Source organism: Flavobacterium sandaracinum (assembly GCF_004349135.1).
Lineage (GTDB): Bacteria > Bacteroidota > Bacteroidia > Flavobacteriales > Flavobacteriaceae > Flavobacterium > Flavobacterium sandaracinum.
This window is the reverse complement of record NZ_SMFN01000002.1, coordinates 71,572-90,241: the sequence shown is the minus strand read 5'-3', so window position 1 is coordinate 90,241 and position 18,670 is coordinate 71,572. Positions and strand designations below refer to the sequence as shown.

The window sequence follows — 18,670 nt, the reverse complement described above, 5'->3', positions numbered from 1 at the left end:
TGAAACCTAATTTTGACAACTACAATTAAAAACGCAACTCTTTCTGCTACAATTAAACACTTTGGTGCTGAATTAATTTCGTTAAAAACGAATCAGAATAAAGAATATATTTGGGAAGGAAACCCGGAATTTTGGGGCAAACATGCTCCTCTTTTATTTCCGATCGTAGGGACTTTAAAAAACAATTCTTTTCAATACGAAGGAACAAATTATTCCTTATCTCGACACGGATTCGCAAGAGATATGGGATTCCAATTAATCCATTCGACCGAGAACAGTGCTACTTTCACTCTACAATCTTCTGCTGATACCTTAAAAGTCTATCCTTTTGAATTTGAATTGCAAATCAGTTACACTTTAGATGAAAACAACTTAGCTATTGCATACCATGTGCGTAACAAGGGAAAATCTAAAATGCCATTTGCTATTGGAGCGCATCCCGCTTTTGCCTTACCAAATGAATTTGAAAATTATGCGATTGCTTTCGAAAAAGAAGAAGATTTGGAGTATTCTATTTTAGAAAATGACTTGGTTTCAAATAAAACAGAAAGACTAAAAGTTGATGATAAAAAAATTCCACTAACTTATGATTTATTTAAAAATGATGCTTTGATTTTCAAAACACTACATTCCAAATCATTAACAATTTCAGAAAATAAAAATCCGGTATTGAAAGTACATTTTGAAGGTTTTCCGAGTTTAGGAATTTGGACTAAGATGAATGCACCTTTCATTTGTATCGAACCGTGGTTTGGCTATTCTGACACTACCGAAAGTACCGGAGACTTATTTGAAAAAGAAGGCATTCAAATTTTAGAATCAAACGGCGAATTCCAATCAAAGTATAGCATTGAATTACTTTAATTAAATAATAAATATGTTAACTATTACTTTTACTCCATTTCCAAATTTAGAAACCGAACGTTTGCTTCTAAGAAGAGTCGTTCCTGCTGATGTAAAGGAAATTTTCGCATTACGATCTAATCCGGAAACGATGAAATATATTCCAAGACCTTTATTAAAAACCGATGAAGATGCCTTAGAACATATTGCAATGATTGATACAAAAATAGACACTAATGAAGGAATCAATTGGGCGATTACGTTAAAAGATAATCCAAAATTGATTGGAATAATTGGTCATTACAGAATAAAACCGGAACATTTTCGTGCCGAAATTGGCTATATGCTACTTCCCGATTATCATGGAAAAGGAATCATTTCTGAAGCGGTAAAAGAAGCGTTACGTTATGGCTTTCAAGTGATGAAATTGCATTCTATCGAAGCTGTTATTGACCCTGATAATCAAAGCTCAGCAAAGGTTTTAGAAAAAAATGGGTTTGTTGAAGAAGCTCATTTTAAAGAAAATGAATATTATGATGGCCGTTTTTGGGATAGTGTGGTTTATTCTATCCTAAAAAAGTAGCATCCTAATTTGACTCAATTAATAAGGAGTCGTATTAAATTAATTTCAACAAAAAATATCTTATACAAATTAATATTTACCTTTGTTTCTCTTAGAACCTATGTTTAATTAGTTTTAGGTGCTATAAAATTCTCTTCATGAAAAAATTATTTTTTGTTTGTTTTCTCTTTTTCTGTGTATTATCCCAAAGTCAAACTTATGTAAAAGTAAATGCTGTAACAACTCTGTTGACAATACCAAATGTTGGTATTGAGACTAGTATTGGAAAAAAATCAACTTTTCAATTTGACATAACAGCCTCTTTTTGGAAATCAATAAATGGTAACCCTGCACAATTTTATATTTTTATACCTGAATACCGCTACCATTTCAGAGAAAAATATAATGGCTTTTATGTTGGAGCACATGTTGGAGGAACCCTGTATAATTTTCAAAAATGGAATTATTTCAATACAGACAACTATGAAAAAGGGGTTGGTTACCTAGCTGGAATTACTGTAGGATATCAAAAAAAGATTAAGGAGCGTTTACTATTAGATTTTTTTATCGGAGGTGGAAACCATCAAGGATTTTATAAAGGGTACCTTATTAGTACAAACGAACGAGTAGATGGTTCCTTAAAATACAATAAAAGTGGTGAGTGGCTGCCTTATCGAGGTGGAGTCATGATTTCATACAAATTAAACTAGACTTTATTTTGAAATTTAGGCAAGGTGTGAACGTACAACTCTTCTACTTGTTTTCTAGCCCAGGCCGTTTTTCGCAGAAAATTTAAACTAGATTTGACACTTGGATTATCCGTAAAACACTTTACTTTTATGAGTTCTCCCAGGGTATCAAATCCATAGTGTTCAACTAATTGTTCTACTATTTTTTGAAGTGTAATTCCGTGAAGCGGATCTTTTGATTTTAAGTTTTCCATTTTGCAAATATATAAAAACAGCAATTACTAATTTTTAATTTTATTCTAATGAAAAAAATTTTCTTACTTATTACATTTTTATTTTTAAACATCAGTTTTGGACAAAAAATAACAACAACCTACTATTTTATACGACATGCTGAAAAAGTAGATAGTTCAAAAAATCCAGATTTATCATTGAAAGGTATGGAAAGAGCAAATCATTGGAACAAAATATTTGCAGAAGTAGATTTTGATCTAGTGTATGCTACTGATTTTAAAAGAACCGTTCAAACGGCTAGTCCAACTGCTACAGCTAAAAAGCGTATTATTACAATTTATGATCCTAAAAACATTGCAATTGAATCCTTCAAAAAAGAAACGGTAGGAAAAAAAGTTTTGATCGTTGGACATAGTAACACCATACCAAATTTTGTTAATCAAATTATCAATCAAAAAACATACGAAGACATTGGCGATTCAACTTTTGGGAATCTTTATCTTGTGACACTAATAGGAGATGATATAAGTCACCAATTATTGAAATTAGAATAAGTTAACTTGAAGAATAAAACAAAATTGCTAAAAAGTCACTATCAAATAATAGTGACTTTTTTTGCTTTAATAAAATTCGGAATAAAATCTTAGAACTTCATTCCAATACCCATTCCCATGATTAGTGGATTAATTGTTACAGCAGCAGGCATCGCTAGTCCAGTTGCTAAATTAGACGCATCAACGGTAACATCTGTTTTTAAAAATAATTTTTTAACATCGGCATTAATAAAAAAGGTATCGTTTAGCATCAAATCAAAACCTACTTGGAAAGCATAGCCGAAATTATTTTTATAGCTTACTTTTTTAACTGTATTTCCATCTTCTACATTATAGAAAATAGTGTAATTGACCCCAGCTCCCACATAAGGTTTAAATACCTTTTCAGCCAAGGGATAAAAGTGATACTGCGCCGTTAAAGTTGGTGGCAATAACCAAACGCTTCCTAAATCTATATTGGCATTATTGGGTCCACCAATGGCTGAAATATCAGAACCAACGGTATGAACCTCATGCTTAGTCGTTGCTAAAATTAACTCCGTTGCAAAATGTTTAGTAAAAAAATATGTAAAGTCTAATTCAGGAACAAATGTATTTGAAATTGCAACATCACCTCCAATAACACCAATTTTGGCACTCTCGTATGGGATCACAGCAATTCCTCTGATGCGGGCCTGCCACTTTTTGAAATCTGGCGTTTTGTTTTCTTCGTTTGTTTGAGCATTTAATGTCAAAAAGGACACTGCCATAAAGGCTAAGATAATTTTTTTCATTTTAACTTTGGTTTAAATTGTTAATCAAATGTATGATGGAGAATTTCGTTTTTTACTGATATAAATCATAGTTTGAAGAATATTTATACTTATTTTAGCACGTAATACTTCATAAATTTTCAATTTTAGTATACCTTTGCAACCTATGTTAAAAACAATAAATATATTCAATAAAAGAGCGAAATTCGACTACGAAATAATCGAAACCTTTACTGCAGGAATCGTTTTGGCTGGCACCGAAATCAAATCCATTCGATTAGGTAAAGCGAATATCACAGAGAGCTTTTGCGAATTTAGCAATAACGAACTTTTTGCAATCAATACGTATATTGAAGAATATACCTTTGGGAATCAATTCAACCACAAAGCTAGAAGCGAGCGTAAATTACTTTTGAATAAGAAAGAATTAAAAGGTTTATTAAAGAGCGTGCAAGCCAAAGGATTAACAATAGTCCCTTTGAAATTGTTCACCAATGAAAAAGGAATGGCTAAACTACAAATTGGCCTATGCAAAGGAAAGAAAACTTATGACAAACGGGAATCTCTTAAAGAACAAGACACCAAACGCGACCTTGACAGAATAAAAAAATCGTTTTAAATTAAAATAAAATTGAAAAAAATATCTTTAACTTTAAAAAATGACTAAATTTGTCAAGACAATTTAAAACATTTTTAAAATGAAAACACTACTCAAAAATGCAAGAGAACAAAAGGGACTCAAAACTAGAGAAGTGGCACAACTTTTAGGAATTGATCAAGCCTTAGTGAGTAAATTTGAAAGTGGTACTCGCAAACCCACCAGAGAGCAAGTTATAAAATTAGCGTCTTTACTAGAAATAGATTTAGAAACCATCATGGTCGCCTGGCTTAAAGAAAAAATTCTTTATGAAATTGGGCAGGATGAGTTTGCTTTAAAAGCATTATTGGTTGCAGAGCAAGAAATTAGATATCAAAGTAAATCTTCAAAGAAAAAAATATCTAGTACACTTCAAAAAATTTTAAACGAAATAGACATTCTCAAGATAAAACTGGATGGGTTTCGTCAGTTTGATAGTTACCGCATTGCACAAGCTTTGGAGCTAGAATATACTTTTGAAAGTAACCGTATCGAAGGAAATACCATGACGTTGCGTGAAACTGATTTGGTTATCAATGAAGGTCTAACTATTTCCGGAAAAAGTATGCGGGAACATCTTGAAGTAATAAATCATCAAGAAGCAATTGCCTACATTAAAGATTTAATGCAAAGAAACAGTTCCATAAATGAACGAGAAGTATTGTCTATTCATAATCTTATTTTAAGAGGAATTCAACCTGAAGATGCGGGTCGTTATAGAAAAGTTCAAGTGATGATTCAAGGAAGCAGCCACATGCCTCCACAACCTTTTTTAGTAGCTAAGGAAATGGAAGATTTTTTTATTTGGTACGAAACCAATAAATCAAGTCTTCATCCAATTGTTTTGGCTGCTGAAATGCACGAACGCTTGGTTACTATTCATCCATTTATTGATGGAAACGGTAGAACTTCACGCTTGGTAATGAACTTAATTTTATTACAAAACGGCTACATTATTGCTAATATAAAAGGGGATTATGAAAGTAGAATGCAATATTATCAAACACTTGAAACAGCCCAAACTAAAAACAACAAAGAGGATTTTTTGTTGTTCATTGCACAAATAGAGAAAGAAAGCTTAGAACGGTATCTATTTATTATTGGTCAATAAAAACTCATCTTCAGCTCTTTTTTTCATGGAAAGGGTTGGGGATGAAATTTTAGTTTTTATCTTCTAATAATGGGACAAATCGAAACTCCCCAAATTCATGTTTCTCAAATTGAGTTTCGTTTTTCCTGATTAGCAAAGTCATAATTTGTACCTCCTCGCCTAGCGGAATAACAAGCCTGCCTCCTATTTTTAATTGTGACATCAAGGGTTGAGGAATAAACGGAGCACCCGCTGTGACAATTATACTATCAAACGGCGCATAGCTTGGTAAACCCTTATAACCATCTCCAAAAGAAAGATGTTTGGGTCGGATATTCAGTTTTGGAAATAATAAAGAGGTGGATTTAAACAATTCATTTTGTCTTTCCACACTAAATACTTTTGCTCCCATCATACACAGTACAGCAGTCTGATAACCAGAACCCGTTCCAATTTCTAACACTTTATGTTCCTTTTGTATTTCTAATAATTGAGATTGAAAAGCTACAGTATAAGGTTGAGAAATAGTTTGCCCTGCGCCAATAGGAAAGGCCTTATCTTGATAGGCATAATCCTCAAAACTGGAATTCAGGAATAAGTGACGTGGGATCTTTTTTATCGCAGCCAAAACGTTTTTATCAGTAATCCCTTTTTGCTCTAAAACGTTTACTAATTGATTCCGAAGTCCTTGATGTTTGGCTGTATCTTTCAAAATTTGATATTTAATTTTGACAAAAATAGAGGGAAAAATACCAAAAACCAAATCCCACATTTTAAATCGATTTATTATTTTTCTCATTGGAATTTGGGATTTTAAAAATTGAATTTTAACCATTTTATTGCTATTTTTGTATAAATTAAATCATTATGCTAAAAATTGGAGTATTAGGTGCTGGCCATCTAGGAAAAATACATTTGCGTTTATTACAACAATCTGAAAAGTATGAATTAGTTGGTTTTTATGACCCAAACCAAGAAAATGCTGAAAAAGTTTCTAAAGAATTTGGTTACAAACATTTTAATACAATCGCCACACTTATTCATGCTGTCGATATAATTGATATTGTTACCCCTACCCTTTCCCATTATAAATGTGCCAAAGTTGCTATCAAATCTGGCAAACATGTTTTCATAGAAAAACCAATTTCAAATACCGTTGAAGAGGCAGAAGAAATTATAGCTTTGGCAAATGAATATAAGGTCAAAGGCCAAGTTGGTCATGTAGAGCGTTTTAATCCAGCATTCATCGCAACCAAAAACATGATTGAAAACCCTATGTTTATTGAAGCCCATCGTCTTGCTGAATTCAATCCTCGTGGAACTGATGTTCCCGTAGTTTTGGATTTGATGATTCATGATATTGACGCCATTTTAAGCGTAGTAAAATCTAAAGTAAAAAATATTAGTGCCAGCGGCGTTTCTGTAATTAGTGACACTCCTGATATTGCTAATGCAAGAATCGAATTCGAAAATGGTTGTGTGGCTAATTTAACAGCCAGCAGAATTTCGATGAAAAACATGCGTAAATCTCGTTTTTTCCAGAAAGATGCCTACATCTCTGTAGATTTCTTAGAAAAAAAATGCGAAGTGGTCAAAATGAAAGATGCACCTGAGGTTCCAGGTGATTTTGACATGATTTTACAAAATGCAGAAGGTGTAAAAAAACAAATCTATTTCTCCAATCCTGATGTAGAACAAAACAACGCCATTCTGGACGAATTGGAATCTTTTGCAGATGCAATAAATACTAATTCAACTCCAGTTGTGACATTGGAGCAAGCCACAGAAGCCTTAAGAGTAGCCTACCAAATTATTGATTGTTTTAAAAAGTAAATAAAAAATTTGTTTAAAGTTTAAGGTATAAAGTTGCTCCAGTGAACTTTAAACTTTAAGCTTTTAAACTTCAAACTAAAAAAATATATGAAGACAATAGCCGTAATCGGAGCAGGAACAATGGGGAATGGAATCGCCCATACTTTTGCACAAAGTGGTTTTACCGTAAAATTAATAGATGTATCAGAGAAATCTTTGGATAAAGGAATGGCAACTATTGCGACCAATTTAGACCGAATGGTTTCCAAAGGAACCATAACTGAAGAAGACAAAGCCAAAACGATTACCAATATAATCACTTACACTGATATCAAAGATGGTGTTGTTGGCGTTGATTTAGTTATTGAAGCAGCTACTGAAAATGTAGAATTAAAACTAAATATTTTCAAGCAATTGAACGAAGCATGTTCGCACAGTACCATTTTAGCAACTAATACCTCTTCAATTTCTATCACACAAATCGGAGCCGTGGTGGCACATCCTGAGCGTGTTATCGGGATGCATTTTATGAATCCGGTGCCCATCATGAAGCTTGTAGAAATAATTCGTGGTTATACTACTTCGGACGAAGTGACTCAAATCATCATGAATCTTTCGGAAAAATTAGGAAAAACTCCCGTTGAAGTAAATGATTACCCTGGATTTGTAGCCAATAGAATTTTGATGCCTATGATCAACGAAGCAATCGAAACATTATACAACAAAGTGGCCGGTGTTTATGAAATTGACACCGTGATGAAATTAGGGATGGGACACCCTATGGGACCTTTACAATTAGCTGATTTTATTGGACTTGACGTGTGTTTGGCCATTTTAAATGTAATGTATGATGGTTTCAAAAATCCAAAATATGCGCCTTGTCCCTTATTAGTTAACATGGTTCGGGCAGGAAAAATTGGCGTAAAATCCGGTGAAGGTTTCTATGATTATTCTGAAACTAAAAAAGCGGAGAAGATTGCTAAACAATTTATTTAATTTTTTCTGAAGCAAATCACTTGTTTCTATAACCATTTTTGTCCCGCTTTCCGTTGCAATCTTTTTGTTCTTAAAGAAAGAACAAAAAAGGATTTCCACTTTAATCGGGGCTAGTAATGAATTTTTGAATTCCATACTAGTTGGTTTCAAAAAAGCAAATCCTTAAACATTAAACTAAAATAGTTTGGCTAAAATAGTTCCTTTCAAAGCAGTTCGTCCCACTCGCGATAAAGTTTGTCTTGTTACCTGTCGCTCTTACGAAGAATATGTAAATGCTGAATTAGCGGCGCAATTGGACTTCAATCCATTGTCTTTTTTACATATTCTCAAACCTGCTTATACGAATCAGGAAACCGTTTCTTTTGAAAAAAGATACCGCCAAGTTCATCAAAAATATGAGGATTTCAAAAATGAAATTATTTTAGTAAAGGACAAAAAACCGGCAATATACATTCATAAAATTGTAACTAAAACGCAATCTTTTACCGGAATTATCGTTGGTACAAGTGTAGCTGATTATTGCAATAATATCATTAAAAAACACGAGGATATTATCGCATTTAGGGTCCGATTACTCAAAGATTACATGAAATATTCAGAGTTTAATACGGAACCCGTTTTGATGACTTATCCTGATAATAAAACCATTGAAAACTGGATATTTAACTCTACCCAAAAATTAGCCGATTTTGAATTTTCGACTACAAAAAAAGAGATTCACTATCTGTGGAAAATTGAAGATGCCTTAGAAATAAATTGGCTTCAGAATATTTTCGAAAAAACGCAAAGCCTTTACATCGCAGACGGTCATCATCGAACTGAAGCGCTTAAATTATTATCCGAAGAAAATGACAACCCAGGAAATACGGCTAAAAATCACATCCTTAGCTACTTAATTTCTGAAAATAACATCAAAATATACGAATTCAATCGTTTGGTAAAGGATTTGAACGGATTTACCAAAGAAGCCTTTTTACAAGAACTGCAAAAGGATTTTATTATAGAAAATAAATTCCAACAAGCATTCCAGCCTTCCCGAAAACATGAATTCGGAATGTATTTAGACCATTCTTTTTATAGTCTAAATTTGCGAAATGAAGATGAAATTTTCGAGACTGCCTTGGATAGTTTAGACACACAAATCTTGTACAAAAAAGTGTTATTACCCATTTTAGCCATTGAAGATTTACGCAATGATGAACGTATAGAATACCTTTCAGGAAAACAATCCGTACTAGAACTACAAAATAAAATCGATCAGGAGGAATTTGAAATTGGTTTTATTCTATTTCCATCAAATATTGGAGAAATAAAAGCATTGGCTGACGCTGATCTCATTATGCCGCCTAAAAGTACGTATATTGAACCTAAATTCAGAAGCGGTTTAGTTGTCTATGAACTCTAGGTCAAATTAAAAGTTTAAAAATTAAAAGATTTAAAAAATGTCAATAGCTAAAAATATACTTTCCATACAATCCACTTTACCAGCGCAAGTAACCTTAGTCGCCGTTTCTAAAACCAAACCAATTGCAGCTCTTATGGAAGCCTATGATGCAGGCCAACGTATTTTTGGAGAAAATAAAATCCAAGAAATGGCAGAGAAATGCGAGGCAATGCCAAAAGATATTCAATGGCACATGATAGGACACGTGCAAACCAATAAAGTCAAATTTATGGCTCCATTTGTGAACTTGATTCATGGAGTAGATAGCTTGAAGTTAGTACAGGAAATCAATAAACAAGCCGCTAAAGTAGATAGAGTCATCGATTGCTTATTGCAAATACACATAGCGGAAGAAGAAACTAAATTTGGTCTTGACGAGCAAGAACTTAATTCACTGCTATCATCAAGCGAATTTCAAGAAATGAGGAACATACGTATTGTTGGTTTAATGGGAATGGCAACCTTTACGGACAACAAAGACCAAATAAAAAAAGAATTTACCCATTTGAAATCGATTTTTGATTCATTTGCAGTTCACAATTCTCAATTAACAATTCTATCTATGGGAATGTCCGGAGATTACCAACTCGCAATTGAGTGTGGAAGCACAATGGTTCGAATAGGAAGTAGTATCTTTGGAGGAAGAAATTGATTTTCAAATTTCGATTTTTAATTACCGATTTTTGATCTGAGCAATAGCGAACTGGCGAAGTATTTCAGCTGTTTCATCATTTGTAACATTAAACATTAAATAAAAAATTTGTACGCAATATTAGACATAGAAACTACAGGAGGACAATTCAACGAAGAGGGAATTACTGAAATCGCTATCTATAAATTTGATGGCCATGAAGTGGTAGATCAATTCATCAGTTTGGTAAATCCTGAAATTCCCATTCAACCGTTTGTCGTTAAACTTACTGGTATAAATAATGCTATGTTGCGCTCAGCTCCTAAGTTTTTTGAAGTCGCTAAACGCATTATTGAAATGACAGCAGATTGTGTAATCGTGGCTCATAATGCCTCCTTTGATTACAGAATCCTAAGAACTGAATTTCGCCGTTTAGGTTACGATTTTGAATCCCAAACACTTTGCACGGTCGAATTATCGAAAAAACTATTACCAGAGCAACCTTCCCACAGTCTTGGAAAGCTTGTGCGTGCGCTTGGAATCCCAATGGCAGATCGTCACCGAGCTAATGGTGATGCTTTAGCAACAGTTAAATTATTTAAAATTCTGCTGGAAAAAGATTTGGAAAAAGAAATCGTAAAAGATTTTATTAAACTGGAAATCCAAAAAGGAATTGCACCAAAATTATTAGATATTGTATCTAAATTACCAGCTAAAACCGGAGTGTATTACATTCATAATGAAAAAGGAAATCTAATTTACATTGGCAAAAGCCGAAATATAAAAAAACGAATTAACCAGCATTTTACAGGAACATCAACTAAATGCAAAAAAATTCAAGCTGAAGTTTTCACCGTAACCTATGATGAAACTGGCAGTGAGCTTGTCGCTTTATTGAAAGAAAGCGAAGAAATAAAAATAAACAAACCCATATACAACAGGGCTCAACGAAAAAGTATTTTCCAACTGGCTTTGTATGCTGAAAAAGATGAAAAAGGATACATCAACTTAAAACTACAAAAAGCTGACGGTCGTAAAAAAGAAATTACCTCTTTCACTTCCATTCAAGAAGGAAAAAATGCTTTGTTTAGAATCACCTCTCACTACAATTTATGCCAAAAATTAACGGGATTGTATACTACTAAAACAAATTGTTTTCAATACAGCATAAAAGAATGCGACGGAGCGTGCATAGATGCTATTTCTCCTGAAGAATACAATGCAAGAGTTCAAGAATTTATCAAAAAAAATAGTTTTGAAAATCAAAATATAGTACTAATTGACAAAGGAAGATCGATAAGCGAAAGATCCGCAGTTTTAATAGAAAATGGCATTTATAAAGGCTATGCCTTTTATGATTTAAACTACCAAATCCACAATGTTGAAATCCTGAGAAACATTATAATTCCAATGCAAAATAACCGTGATACCAAAAACATCATTCAGGGGCATATTAGAAAAAATAAAACGTTAAAGACAATACGATTCTAAACGCATGTCAATCCCTATTAAAGTATGCAAAGAATAAAGTCAAAATTTGACACCTTCAGACAAAAAGCTAATATCATAATTTACGGGACAAATACAGCTTCAGGACGTCTATTTGATCTCGTACTTTTAGGTGTGATACTACTAAGTGTAGTAATTGTTATGCTCGAAACCGTAAAAGGTTTCGACACAAAATACCATCAAGAACTTATTGTTTTAGAATGGATTATCACCATTTTCTTCACCCTGGAATACTTGCTTCGCATTGTTTCTATAAATAAACCATTAAAATATATTTTTAGTTTTTATGGAGTTATCGATTTGATTGCAACATTACCCATGTATTTATCACTGTTTTTCGTTGGAACCAGTATCTTAACTATATTTCGTGCTTTTAGACTTTTACGACTATTTAAGATTCTAAAACATCCCCAATTCTCGAGCCAATCCATTCATTTAAGGGAAGCATTAATTGCCAGCAAAGGTAAAATTCTTATTTTCATCTACTTCATGCTAATTAGTAGCATCATAATAGGATCAATCATGTATGTAGTCGAAGGAAAAGAAGGTGGCTTCACTAGCATTCCTATCAGTATTTATTGGACTATAGTAACGCTAACAACGGTTGGCTATGGTGATATTTCACCTATTACACCGCTAGGACAAGCCATTGCCTCGTTAGTCATGATCATGGGATACGGAATAATCGCCGTTCCTACTGGTATCGTTTCTGCTGAATTTGCAAATACTAATCGTAAAAAAGCATTGGCCCAAAGAGTCAATCCATGCTCTAGTTGCGGTACCGAAGGCCATGAATTTAATGCTAAATATTGTTTTCATTGTGGAACAGAACTATAATTTATTAATTTGAAGCCAATCCAGCTGTACTCTGCAACTCCTCGTTATTCCAGTTGTTTTTCTATAGTTTAAAAGGAGCTTCTTCCAGTCGCTCTTTTACACCAAGAAAAACTAACTTCCATAACTACGGGGTTTCCGTTTCCATCTGGGCTAAAAAATATGAAATACCTAATCACTATTGTTGGACCTACTGCTATCGGGAAAACTGCCCTAAGCATTGTATTGGCTAATTACTTCCAATGCGACATCATTTCCTGTGACAGCCGACAGTTTTTCAAGGAAATGACTATTGGAACTGCAGTTCCCAGCAAATTAGAATTGGCTGCAGCCAACCACCATTTTATCCAAAATAAATCTATTTTAGAAAACTATACCGTAGGAGATTTCGAGAAAGAAGGTGTCATAAAACTAGAGGACCTTTTTTTAACTAACGATTACGTCATTTTAGTAGGTGGATCGGGATTGTATGTTGACGCCATTCTAAAGGGTTTCGATGAATTTCCCGAAATTGATCCTGCGATTCGTTCCGATATAAATGCGAATTATGAAAAACTGGGAATCGGATATTTACAACAAAAACTCGAAGTTTTAGATCCTGATTATTATAAAACACTATCCATCGAAAATCCACAAACCCTACAAAATCCGCAACGAATGATGCGTTTTGTAGAAGTTTGCATGGGTTCTGGAAAACCATATTCTTCTTTTTTAAACCAGAAAAAAAACAGTCGCAACTTCACTCCTATTTTAATAGGTTTGGAAGCCGATAGAAAAATCATTTATAACCGCATCAATCAACGTGTGGACATTATGATGAACGAAGGTCTTCTGGCTGAGGCCAAATCCTTATTCCCAAATAAAGAATTGAATGCATTACAAACTGTGGGTTATCGGGAATTATTCAGTTATTTTAATCGAGAAATTTCACTGGAATTTGCCATCGAAGAAATAAAGAAAAATACTAGACGCTTCTCCAAACGCCAACTCACTTGGTTTAAAAGAAATGAAATCACCAAATGGTTTGATTTTGAAACTCCCTTTGAAAAAATAATTGAATACATAAATTCTAAGAAATAGTGCCCGTCAATTGCCGCACAAAATTCACATATAACACGATTTAAATTAGCTATGTCTATATCTCCAAACTTTACCTCTGTTCTCAGCAAAGACTGGGAAATCAATTTTACGCAATGTGCTCCAAATGGCTTTTTAAAGTATACTGATTTATGCAATATTCTGCAACTAACCGCTGCAGCCCATTCTGAAGTTGGCGGAATTAGTTTTACAGACATGCAGGAGTTCGATCAAGCTTGGGTTTTAAGCAGGATGCGTGTTGAAATCTCTAAATTACCAAAATGGGGAGATACCGTTACGGTAAAAACATGGATCAATTCACTGGAAAACTCCCGTTCTGTTCGGGCGTTAGAAATGCATGTTAACGGAGAAAAAATTGTAGGATCTGAGACGTTTTGGGCTGTTTTCAATACTGAAAAGCGTCGTCCTGAAGGTTTAGCTTTACCGTTTGATCATTTTGAACTCTATCCTAATACCAAAGCCACAGTACATGGATTTTCAAAAATTAATTTGGATCATGACAAAGAAATAGTTTTTGAAAAAACAGTATTCTTATCCGATTTAGATATTGTAAATCATGTCAATAATGTCAAATATCTAGAGTGGTGCTTGGATTTAGCAGACGAAAACTTAATCCTTAACCAAAAAATTGAAAGTTTTGAGATGAATTTCTTAAAAGAATTATCTTTGAAGGATAAGGTTCTAATACACGAAACTATTTCCGAGAGTAAAACGGTGTTTAGCATTACCAAGGGTGATAAAACAAGTTTTGCTTTGCAACTGAATTGGAAATAATACGTATTTAGTGCCATTTTTAGAGAAATTTTCCCATGTAAAATAAACACATCTACTCATTCTAAACCCTAGCCCTGATAGCAATGGAAATCCTTTATTCTCGTTTCTTTAACGAGAATAAAGATTGTAATGGATAGCAGGAATTAGCTCCAAAAAAAAAGGCTCCAATTTCTTGAAGCCTCTTTCCTTTATTATGCTACTTTATTTTTGACAACTAATCTAAATCCTTCTCCGTGGATGTTTAAAATTTCAACATTTTCATCCAATTTCAGGTATTTTCTAAGTTTAGCGATGTACACATCCATACTTCTTGAAGTAAAATAGTTATCATCTCTCCAGATTTTTGTCAAGGCTAATTCTCTTGGCATTAAATCATTTTCATGAAGAATCAGCATTTTCAATAATTCGTTCTCTTTTGGAGATAATTTTATTGGCTCTTCATTATTAAACGTTAAAAAACGTAGTTTAGAATTCAGATGAAATTTACCTATATTGAACTCAAACTGTATTTGTTCTGCTTTAGTATCTGAAGATTTTCTTTGTATTATCGCTTTGATTTTCATCAACAATACTTCAGAATCAAAAGGTTTATTCAAGTAATCATCAGCACCCGCTTTATATCCCTTCAGCACATCTTCTTTCATCGATTTGGCTGTCAAGAAAATAATAGGCACTTCATTATTTTTTTCTCTGATTTCCTTAGCTAAAGTATAACCATCTTTATAAGGCATCATGACGTCTAGAATACATAAGTCGAAAGTGTCTTTTTTGAATTTTTCAAATCCTTCCATTCCGTTCTTAGCTAGGGTCACGTCAAAATCATTTAACATTAAATAATCTTTTAAAACCGCTCCAAAATTAAGGTCATCTTCAACTAAAAGTATTTTTTTATTTACATTTTCCATATTCTAATTTATTAATGGTAATTTTATTATGAAGGTACTCCCTTTTCCCTTTTCACTTTCTACATAAACTTGACCGTTATGGTCATCCACAATTCTTTTTACATACGCTAAACCTAAACCATGACCTTTTACGTTATGGATGTCACCTGTATGTTCTCTATAAAACTTCTCAAAAATTCTTTTTTGAGCAATTTTACTCATTCCTAAACCTTTATCTTTTATTTTGATAATGATCATGTCCTTGATATTTTCTGTAAAAACCTCAATTTCTGGTACATTTGGAGAATATTTTATGGCGTTCTCTAAAATATTTACAATCACATTGGTAAAATGAACATCATTTATTAACACTGTAGTTCGAAGCGCATTAAAATGACTAACGATCGTTCCTTCCCTATCTTCTAATATTAAATTTACGTGTTCTATTGCGTCATTTATAATATCATGAATGTTATGAGATTCTTTGATAATATTTAATTCTTTCTTTTCTAATTTAGAAATACGCAATACATTCTCTACTTGCGCATGCATCCTTTTATTCTCATCTTTTATCATTTGAAGGTATCTAAGAACCTTCTCTTTATCATCAATTATCTTTGGATTTCTAATGGCATCCAGGGCTAAATTTATTGTTGCAATTGGCGTTTTAAACTCATGCGTCATGTTATTGATAAAATCATTTTTGATTTCAGAAATTTGACGTTGGCGAATCAATTGATTCAAAGCACTAGAGTAAGCAATTAAAATAATAAGCGTAAAAATGATCGATAGTACGGTAACACTAACCAATTCAGACAATAAAAATTTCTTTTTATGAGGAAAAGTAACGAGCAATTGATATTTACTATTGCCTTCGTTATCTGAAAATATCGGAATGGAATAGGTTGCCTCTTTATCGTATTTAAAATCAGTAGATTTTACTTTAGTGGCTAAATTATTACTGTATACACTAAATTCGAATTTAGTATTAACGCCATATTCTTCTAATTCTTTTTTGATTAGTTTGCTTAATGTTTCTTTTGAAACTCTTTCTTGAATAGGCAGTACCGATGCAAAATCTTTATAATATATCTCAAAAGAAGCGTTATCTAAAACGTCTAAGTTTCCTATTTTCTCAATTCTAATATCTGGTATTAAACTTTTATTTACGGTTGATTTATCAATAGAATTATCGCTATAGACTTCAGTAACCCGTTTAGAGCTAAAACTCTTAAACTTCTCACTATCAAATTTTTTATCAAAGAACGTTGGTGATATATTATAATCTTCTGAAATTATACTGTTTGAATATATAATTGTTTTATTTGTTCTTGGATTTTTTTGAACATAATAAAACTCCAGTATGTCGTCCTTCTTAGGTACTTTTCCGGTACTGTCTTTGTAATGATTTATTTTGTCATAAAAGTTATACGCTTCCTGCTTTTGAATTTTATCAGCCACATTACCAATAACTTGCTTAACATGGAATTTAAACTGCTCATCATTATTTTTGAAAGAGGTATTAAACCAATACACCTGTACAAGAATAATCCCAATAAGGGATAAGCTCATCAATAAAACAAGTAATCTAAAAAAAAGTTTGTTCATCGAAACAAATTTAGTATTTTAACAATATATTAAATAATAGATTAACCAAACATTAACACCTATGTGTGTTTTTGTTTAATCTTTAAAATTTTAAGAATTTGATCTACTTCACGTTTGGCAATTTCGATTGTACTATTTTCTACAACAAAATCACTTTTTGCAGTTCGTTTTTCATCGCTCCATTGTGCATCCATCCTTTTTAAAATCGCTTCGCGAGTCGTTTTGTCTCGATCAAGAACACGCTGAATTCTAGTTTCTACAGGGGCTGTGATGGTTATGATTAAATCGCAGTCTTTATAACTTCCGCTTTCAAACAAGATGGCTGTTTCATATATTATGTATGCAGCTGCTTTATTCTCCACTAGCCATTGTTTAAAATGTCTTTTTACTGCCGGATGAACAATCGCATTTAGTTGTGCTAATCTAGCAGGTTCATTAAACACAATTTTAGCCAGTTTTTCTCTATTTATATTGCCATTCTCAAAAACAATATCGCCAAATGTATTTTTAATAGCAGCTACAATTTCTGATGATTGCATTAATTTTCTCGCCTCATCATCAGCAATATAGATTGGAATCCCACACGAATGAAAATAATTAGCAATGGTCGTTTTCCCGCTTCCAATGCCACCCGTTAATCCAATAATTTTTGTCATATTATATTTTGAAAAATAATTCAGGAAAAGCTTCTTGGGGTTTTTGCTTTAAAATTATCACTTTAAAATAGGATTTTATAAAACCTAAACCATACCCATAAAACTGTTTCCAAACAGCTATTAAAGATAAATAACCAATTTTAATACTCTTATTCTGGTAAGAAGACACCAAAAACAGTACCAAAAAGTACACAAAATACAATTGAAGTAGCGAATCAAAATTAAAAACTAACATCAATACAAAGGAGATAAAAAATCCAATAATAAAAATGGAAGGAAAGAAAAAAGTCAATTTACTGTATTTTGGATACCAGCTATTTAAAATGGGTCTTGCTTTGCCAAATTTATTTACCTGAATGGAAAACTTATCCCAGTCTATTCTTCGTTTATGATACACGTAAGCATTTGGGAAAAGTTTAGTTTCAAATCCTAAATTCCACAAACGAATCGATAAATCTGGATCTTCACCAGGATGAATGTTTCCAAAACCTTTGGATGCTTCAAACCCTTTACGAGACAATCCCATATTAAAACTTCTAGGTTGAAACTTCCCTATTTTCTCCGAACCACCTCTTATTCCACCGGTTGTAAGAAAGGAAGTCATAGCAAAATTGATTGCTTTTTGTATGTCCGAGAAACTGTCTAAAGCTTGGTCTGGTCCACCAAAACAATCAACATAGTCTTGCTTTAAAGCGGTGTCAACGACTGATAAATATTCTTTTGGAATAATACAATCCGAATCAAAAATGATAAAATAATCTCCTCTAGCCTTTTTCATACCGTAATTTCTAGAATCACCAGGACCAGAGTTGTCTTTATAATAATATGAAATATCAAGTCTATCACCATACTTTTGTGCCACTTCCTTACATACTAAAGTAGAACCATCTTCCACAAGTACAATTTCAAATATCTCTTTATAGGTGGAATGAGTTAAGCTTTCTAAGAGTTCGTCCACTTCATCTGGCCGATTATAAACTGGAATTATTAAGGAAAACAGCATAAATTATAATGTCGTATTAGTATTGTATTTTGGAATTTGAAAATTTTAACAAATATAATC

At 32.8% G+C, this 18,670-nt stretch carries 21 protein-coding genes; 14 read left to right on the top strand and 7 right to left on the bottom strand.

Going from position 1 to position 18,670, the window contains the following annotated elements:
• Window positions 1-12: 12 nt before the first annotated feature.
• The 3 genes from E0F91_RS02300 to E0F91_RS02290 all read left to right on the top strand — a co-directional run bounded on the left by E0F91_RS02300 (window position 13) and on the right by E0F91_RS02290 (window position 2,115).
• Window positions 13-864, top strand: a complete 852-nt coding sequence (locus E0F91_RS02300) for an aldose 1-epimerase family protein (RefSeq protein WP_132064752.1) — start codon at window positions 13-15, stop codon at window positions 862-864.
• A gap of 13 nt (window positions 865-877) precedes the next feature.
• Window positions 878-1,426, top strand: a complete 549-nt coding sequence (locus E0F91_RS02295; RefSeq protein WP_132064751.1) for a GNAT family N-acetyltransferase — start codon at window positions 878-880, stop codon at window positions 1,424-1,426.
• Between the two features lie 137 nt (window positions 1,427-1,563).
• Window positions 1,564-2,115, top strand: a complete 552-nt coding sequence (locus E0F91_RS02290; protein WP_132064750.1) for a DUF3575 domain-containing protein — start codon at window positions 1,564-1,566, stop codon at window positions 2,113-2,115.
• On the opposite strand, the gene E0F91_RS02285 is transcribed toward E0F91_RS02290, so the two are convergent.
• Complete coding sequence (locus E0F91_RS02285; RefSeq protein ID WP_132064749.1) at window positions 2,112-2,348, bottom strand: VF530 family protein; 237 nt, start codon at window positions 2,346-2,348, stop codon at window positions 2,112-2,114. The two genes, E0F91_RS02290 and E0F91_RS02285, sit on opposite strands and share 4 nt — an antisense overlap.
• 48 nt (window positions 2,349-2,396) lie before the next feature.
• On the opposite strand from E0F91_RS02285, the gene E0F91_RS02280 reads away from it, so the two are divergent.
• Window positions 2,397-2,882, top strand: a complete 486-nt coding sequence (locus E0F91_RS02280) for a phosphoglycerate mutase family protein (protein ID WP_132064748.1) — start codon at window positions 2,397-2,399, stop codon at window positions 2,880-2,882.
• Window positions 2,883-2,971: 89 nt separating this feature from the next.
• On the opposite strand, the gene E0F91_RS02275 is transcribed toward E0F91_RS02280, so the two are convergent.
• Window positions 2,972-3,655: an OmpW/AlkL family protein gene (locus E0F91_RS02275; protein WP_132064747.1), complete on the bottom strand. Its 684-nt coding sequence runs from the start codon at window positions 3,653-3,655 to the stop codon at window positions 2,972-2,974.
• Window positions 3,656-3,800: 145 nt separating this feature from the next.
• Between E0F91_RS02275 and smpB the strand changes: the two genes are divergently transcribed.
• Window positions 3,801-4,253, top strand: a complete 453-nt coding sequence (gene smpB / locus E0F91_RS02270; protein WP_066076948.1) for an SsrA-binding protein SmpB — start codon at window positions 3,801-3,803, stop codon at window positions 4,251-4,253.
• 79 nt (window positions 4,254-4,332) lie between these two features.
• Window positions 4,333-5,382, top strand: coding sequence for a Fic family protein (locus E0F91_RS02265; protein WP_132064746.1), 1,050 nt, complete (start codon window positions 4,333-4,335; stop codon window positions 5,380-5,382).
• A gap of 49 nt (window positions 5,383-5,431) precedes the next feature.
• Here E0F91_RS02265 and E0F91_RS02260 read toward each other — a convergent pair whose 3' ends face one another.
• The gene (locus E0F91_RS02260; protein WP_132064932.1) at window positions 5,432-6,073 is read right to left on the bottom strand and encodes a protein-L-isoaspartate(D-aspartate) O-methyltransferase; all 642 of its coding nucleotides are present in this window, start codon (window positions 6,071-6,073) and stop codon (window positions 5,432-5,434) included.
• A gap of 155 nt (window positions 6,074-6,228) precedes the next feature.
• Here E0F91_RS02260 and E0F91_RS02255 point away from each other — a divergent pair, with 155 nt between their 5' ends.
• From E0F91_RS02255 to E0F91_RS02220, 8 genes are all read left to right on the top strand, one after another.
• Window positions 6,229-7,194, top strand: coding sequence for a Gfo/Idh/MocA family protein (locus E0F91_RS02255; RefSeq protein WP_132064745.1), 966 nt, complete (start codon window positions 6,229-6,231; stop codon window positions 7,192-7,194).
• Between the two features lie 87 nt (window positions 7,195-7,281).
• The gene (locus E0F91_RS02250) at window positions 7,282-8,169 is read left to right on the top strand and encodes a 3-hydroxyacyl-CoA dehydrogenase family protein (protein ID WP_132064744.1); all 888 of its coding nucleotides are present in this window, start codon (window positions 7,282-7,284) and stop codon (window positions 8,167-8,169) included.
• A 184-nt stretch (window positions 8,170-8,353) separates the two neighbouring features.
• On the top strand, window positions 8,354-9,574 hold the full coding sequence (locus E0F91_RS02245; RefSeq protein ID WP_132064743.1) for a DUF1015 domain-containing protein: 1,221 nt from the start codon (window positions 8,354-8,356) through the stop codon (window positions 9,572-9,574).
• A 37-nt stretch (window positions 9,575-9,611) separates the two neighbouring features.
• Window positions 9,612-10,265: a YggS family pyridoxal phosphate-dependent enzyme gene (locus tag E0F91_RS02240; protein WP_132064742.1), complete on the top strand. Its 654-nt coding sequence runs from the start codon at window positions 9,612-9,614 to the stop codon at window positions 10,263-10,265.
• Between the two features lie 108 nt (window positions 10,266-10,373).
• Complete coding sequence (locus tag E0F91_RS02235; protein WP_132064741.1) at window positions 10,374-11,735, top strand: exonuclease domain-containing protein; 1,362 nt, start codon at window positions 10,374-10,376, stop codon at window positions 11,733-11,735.
• A 24-nt stretch (window positions 11,736-11,759) separates the two neighbouring features.
• Window positions 11,760-12,590, top strand: a complete 831-nt coding sequence (locus tag E0F91_RS02230) for an ion transporter (protein ID WP_132064740.1) — start codon at window positions 11,760-11,762, stop codon at window positions 12,588-12,590.
• Window positions 12,591-12,749: 159 nt separating this feature from the next.
• Window positions 12,750-13,667: a tRNA (adenosine(37)-N6)-dimethylallyltransferase MiaA gene (gene miaA, locus E0F91_RS02225; RefSeq protein ID WP_132064739.1), complete on the top strand. Its 918-nt coding sequence runs from the start codon at window positions 12,750-12,752 to the stop codon at window positions 13,665-13,667.
• Between the two features lie 51 nt (window positions 13,668-13,718).
• The gene (locus E0F91_RS02220; RefSeq protein ID WP_132064738.1) at window positions 13,719-14,459 is read left to right on the top strand and encodes an acyl-[acyl-carrier-protein] thioesterase; all 741 of its coding nucleotides are present in this window, start codon (window positions 13,719-13,721) and stop codon (window positions 14,457-14,459) included.
• Window positions 14,460-14,650: 191 nt separating this feature from the next.
• Here E0F91_RS02220 and E0F91_RS02215 read toward each other — a convergent pair whose 3' ends face one another.
• Genes E0F91_RS02215 through E0F91_RS02200 form a run of 4 tightly spaced genes read right to left on the bottom strand, consistent with a single transcriptional unit; the run spans window position 14,651 to window position 18,610 of the window.
• Entirely contained in the window at window positions 14,651-15,364 is a 714-nt protein-coding gene (locus tag E0F91_RS02215; RefSeq protein ID WP_132064737.1) for a response regulator transcription factor, read from the bottom strand.
• Window positions 15,365-15,367: 3 nt separating this feature from the next.
• Entirely contained in the window at window positions 15,368-16,951 is a 1,584-nt protein-coding gene (locus tag E0F91_RS02210; protein WP_132064736.1) for a sensor histidine kinase, read from the bottom strand.
• 59 nt (window positions 16,952-17,010) lie between these two features.
• Window positions 17,011-17,607: a dephospho-CoA kinase gene (gene coaE, locus E0F91_RS02205; RefSeq protein WP_132064735.1), complete on the bottom strand. Its 597-nt coding sequence runs from the start codon at window positions 17,605-17,607 to the stop codon at window positions 17,011-17,013.
• A 1-nt stretch (window position 17,608) separates the two neighbouring features.
• Window positions 17,609-18,610 carry a glycosyltransferase family 2 protein gene (locus E0F91_RS02200; RefSeq protein ID WP_132064734.1) on the bottom strand — a complete coding sequence of 334 codons (1,002 nt, stop codon included), beginning with the start codon at window positions 18,608-18,610 and terminating at the stop codon, window positions 17,609-17,611.
• Window positions 18,611-18,670 lie beyond the last annotated feature (60 nt).

Coding starts and splice junctions, on each gene's coding strand:
- E0F91_RS02240 (WP_132064742.1), top strand. CDS start 9,612: ATGTCAATAGCTAAAAATATACTTTCCATACAATCCACTTTACCAGCG.
- E0F91_RS02255 (WP_132064745.1), top strand. CDS start 6,229: ATGCTAAAAATTGGAGTATTAGGTGCTGGCCATCTAGGAAAAATACAT.
- E0F91_RS02285 (WP_132064749.1), bottom strand. CDS start 2,348: ATGGAAAACTTAAAATCAAAAGATCCGCTTCACGGAATTACACTTCAA.
- E0F91_RS02280 (WP_132064748.1), top strand. CDS start 2,397: ATGAAAAAAATTTTCTTACTTATTACATTTTTATTTTTAAACATCAGT.
- E0F91_RS02215 (WP_132064737.1), bottom strand. CDS start 15,364: ATGGAAAATGTAAATAAAAAAATACTTTTAGTTGAAGATGACCTTAAT.
- miaA (WP_132064739.1), top strand. CDS start 12,750: ATGAAATACCTAATCACTATTGTTGGACCTACTGCTATCGGGAAAACT.
- E0F91_RS02295 (WP_132064751.1), top strand. CDS start 878: ATGTTAACTATTACTTTTACTCCATTTCCAAATTTAGAAACCGAACGT.
- E0F91_RS02230 (WP_132064740.1), top strand. CDS start 11,760: ATGCAAAGAATAAAGTCAAAATTTGACACCTTCAGACAAAAAGCTAAT.
- smpB (WP_066076948.1), top strand. CDS start 3,801: ATGTTAAAAACAATAAATATATTCAATAAAAGAGCGAAATTCGACTAC.
- E0F91_RS02250 (WP_132064744.1), top strand. CDS start 7,282: ATGAAGACAATAGCCGTAATCGGAGCAGGAACAATGGGGAATGGAATC.
- E0F91_RS02275 (WP_132064747.1), bottom strand. CDS start 3,655: ATGAAAAAAATTATCTTAGCCTTTATGGCAGTGTCCTTTTTGACATTA.
- E0F91_RS02210 (WP_132064736.1), bottom strand. CDS start 16,951: ATGAACAAACTTTTTTTTAGATTACTTGTTTTATTGATGAGCTTATCC.
- coaE (WP_132064735.1), bottom strand. CDS start 17,607: ATGACAAAAATTATTGGATTAACGGGTGGCATTGGAAGCGGGAAAACG.
- E0F91_RS02220 (WP_132064738.1), top strand. CDS start 13,719: ATGTCTATATCTCCAAACTTTACCTCTGTTCTCAGCAAAGACTGGGAA.
- E0F91_RS02200 (WP_132064734.1), bottom strand. CDS start 18,610: ATGCTGTTTTCCTTAATAATTCCAGTTTATAATCGGCCAGATGAAGTG.
- E0F91_RS02265 (WP_132064746.1), top strand. CDS start 4,333: ATGAAAACACTACTCAAAAATGCAAGAGAACAAAAGGGACTCAAAACT.
- E0F91_RS02290 (WP_132064750.1), top strand. CDS start 1,564: ATGAAAAAATTATTTTTTGTTTGTTTTCTCTTTTTCTGTGTATTATCC.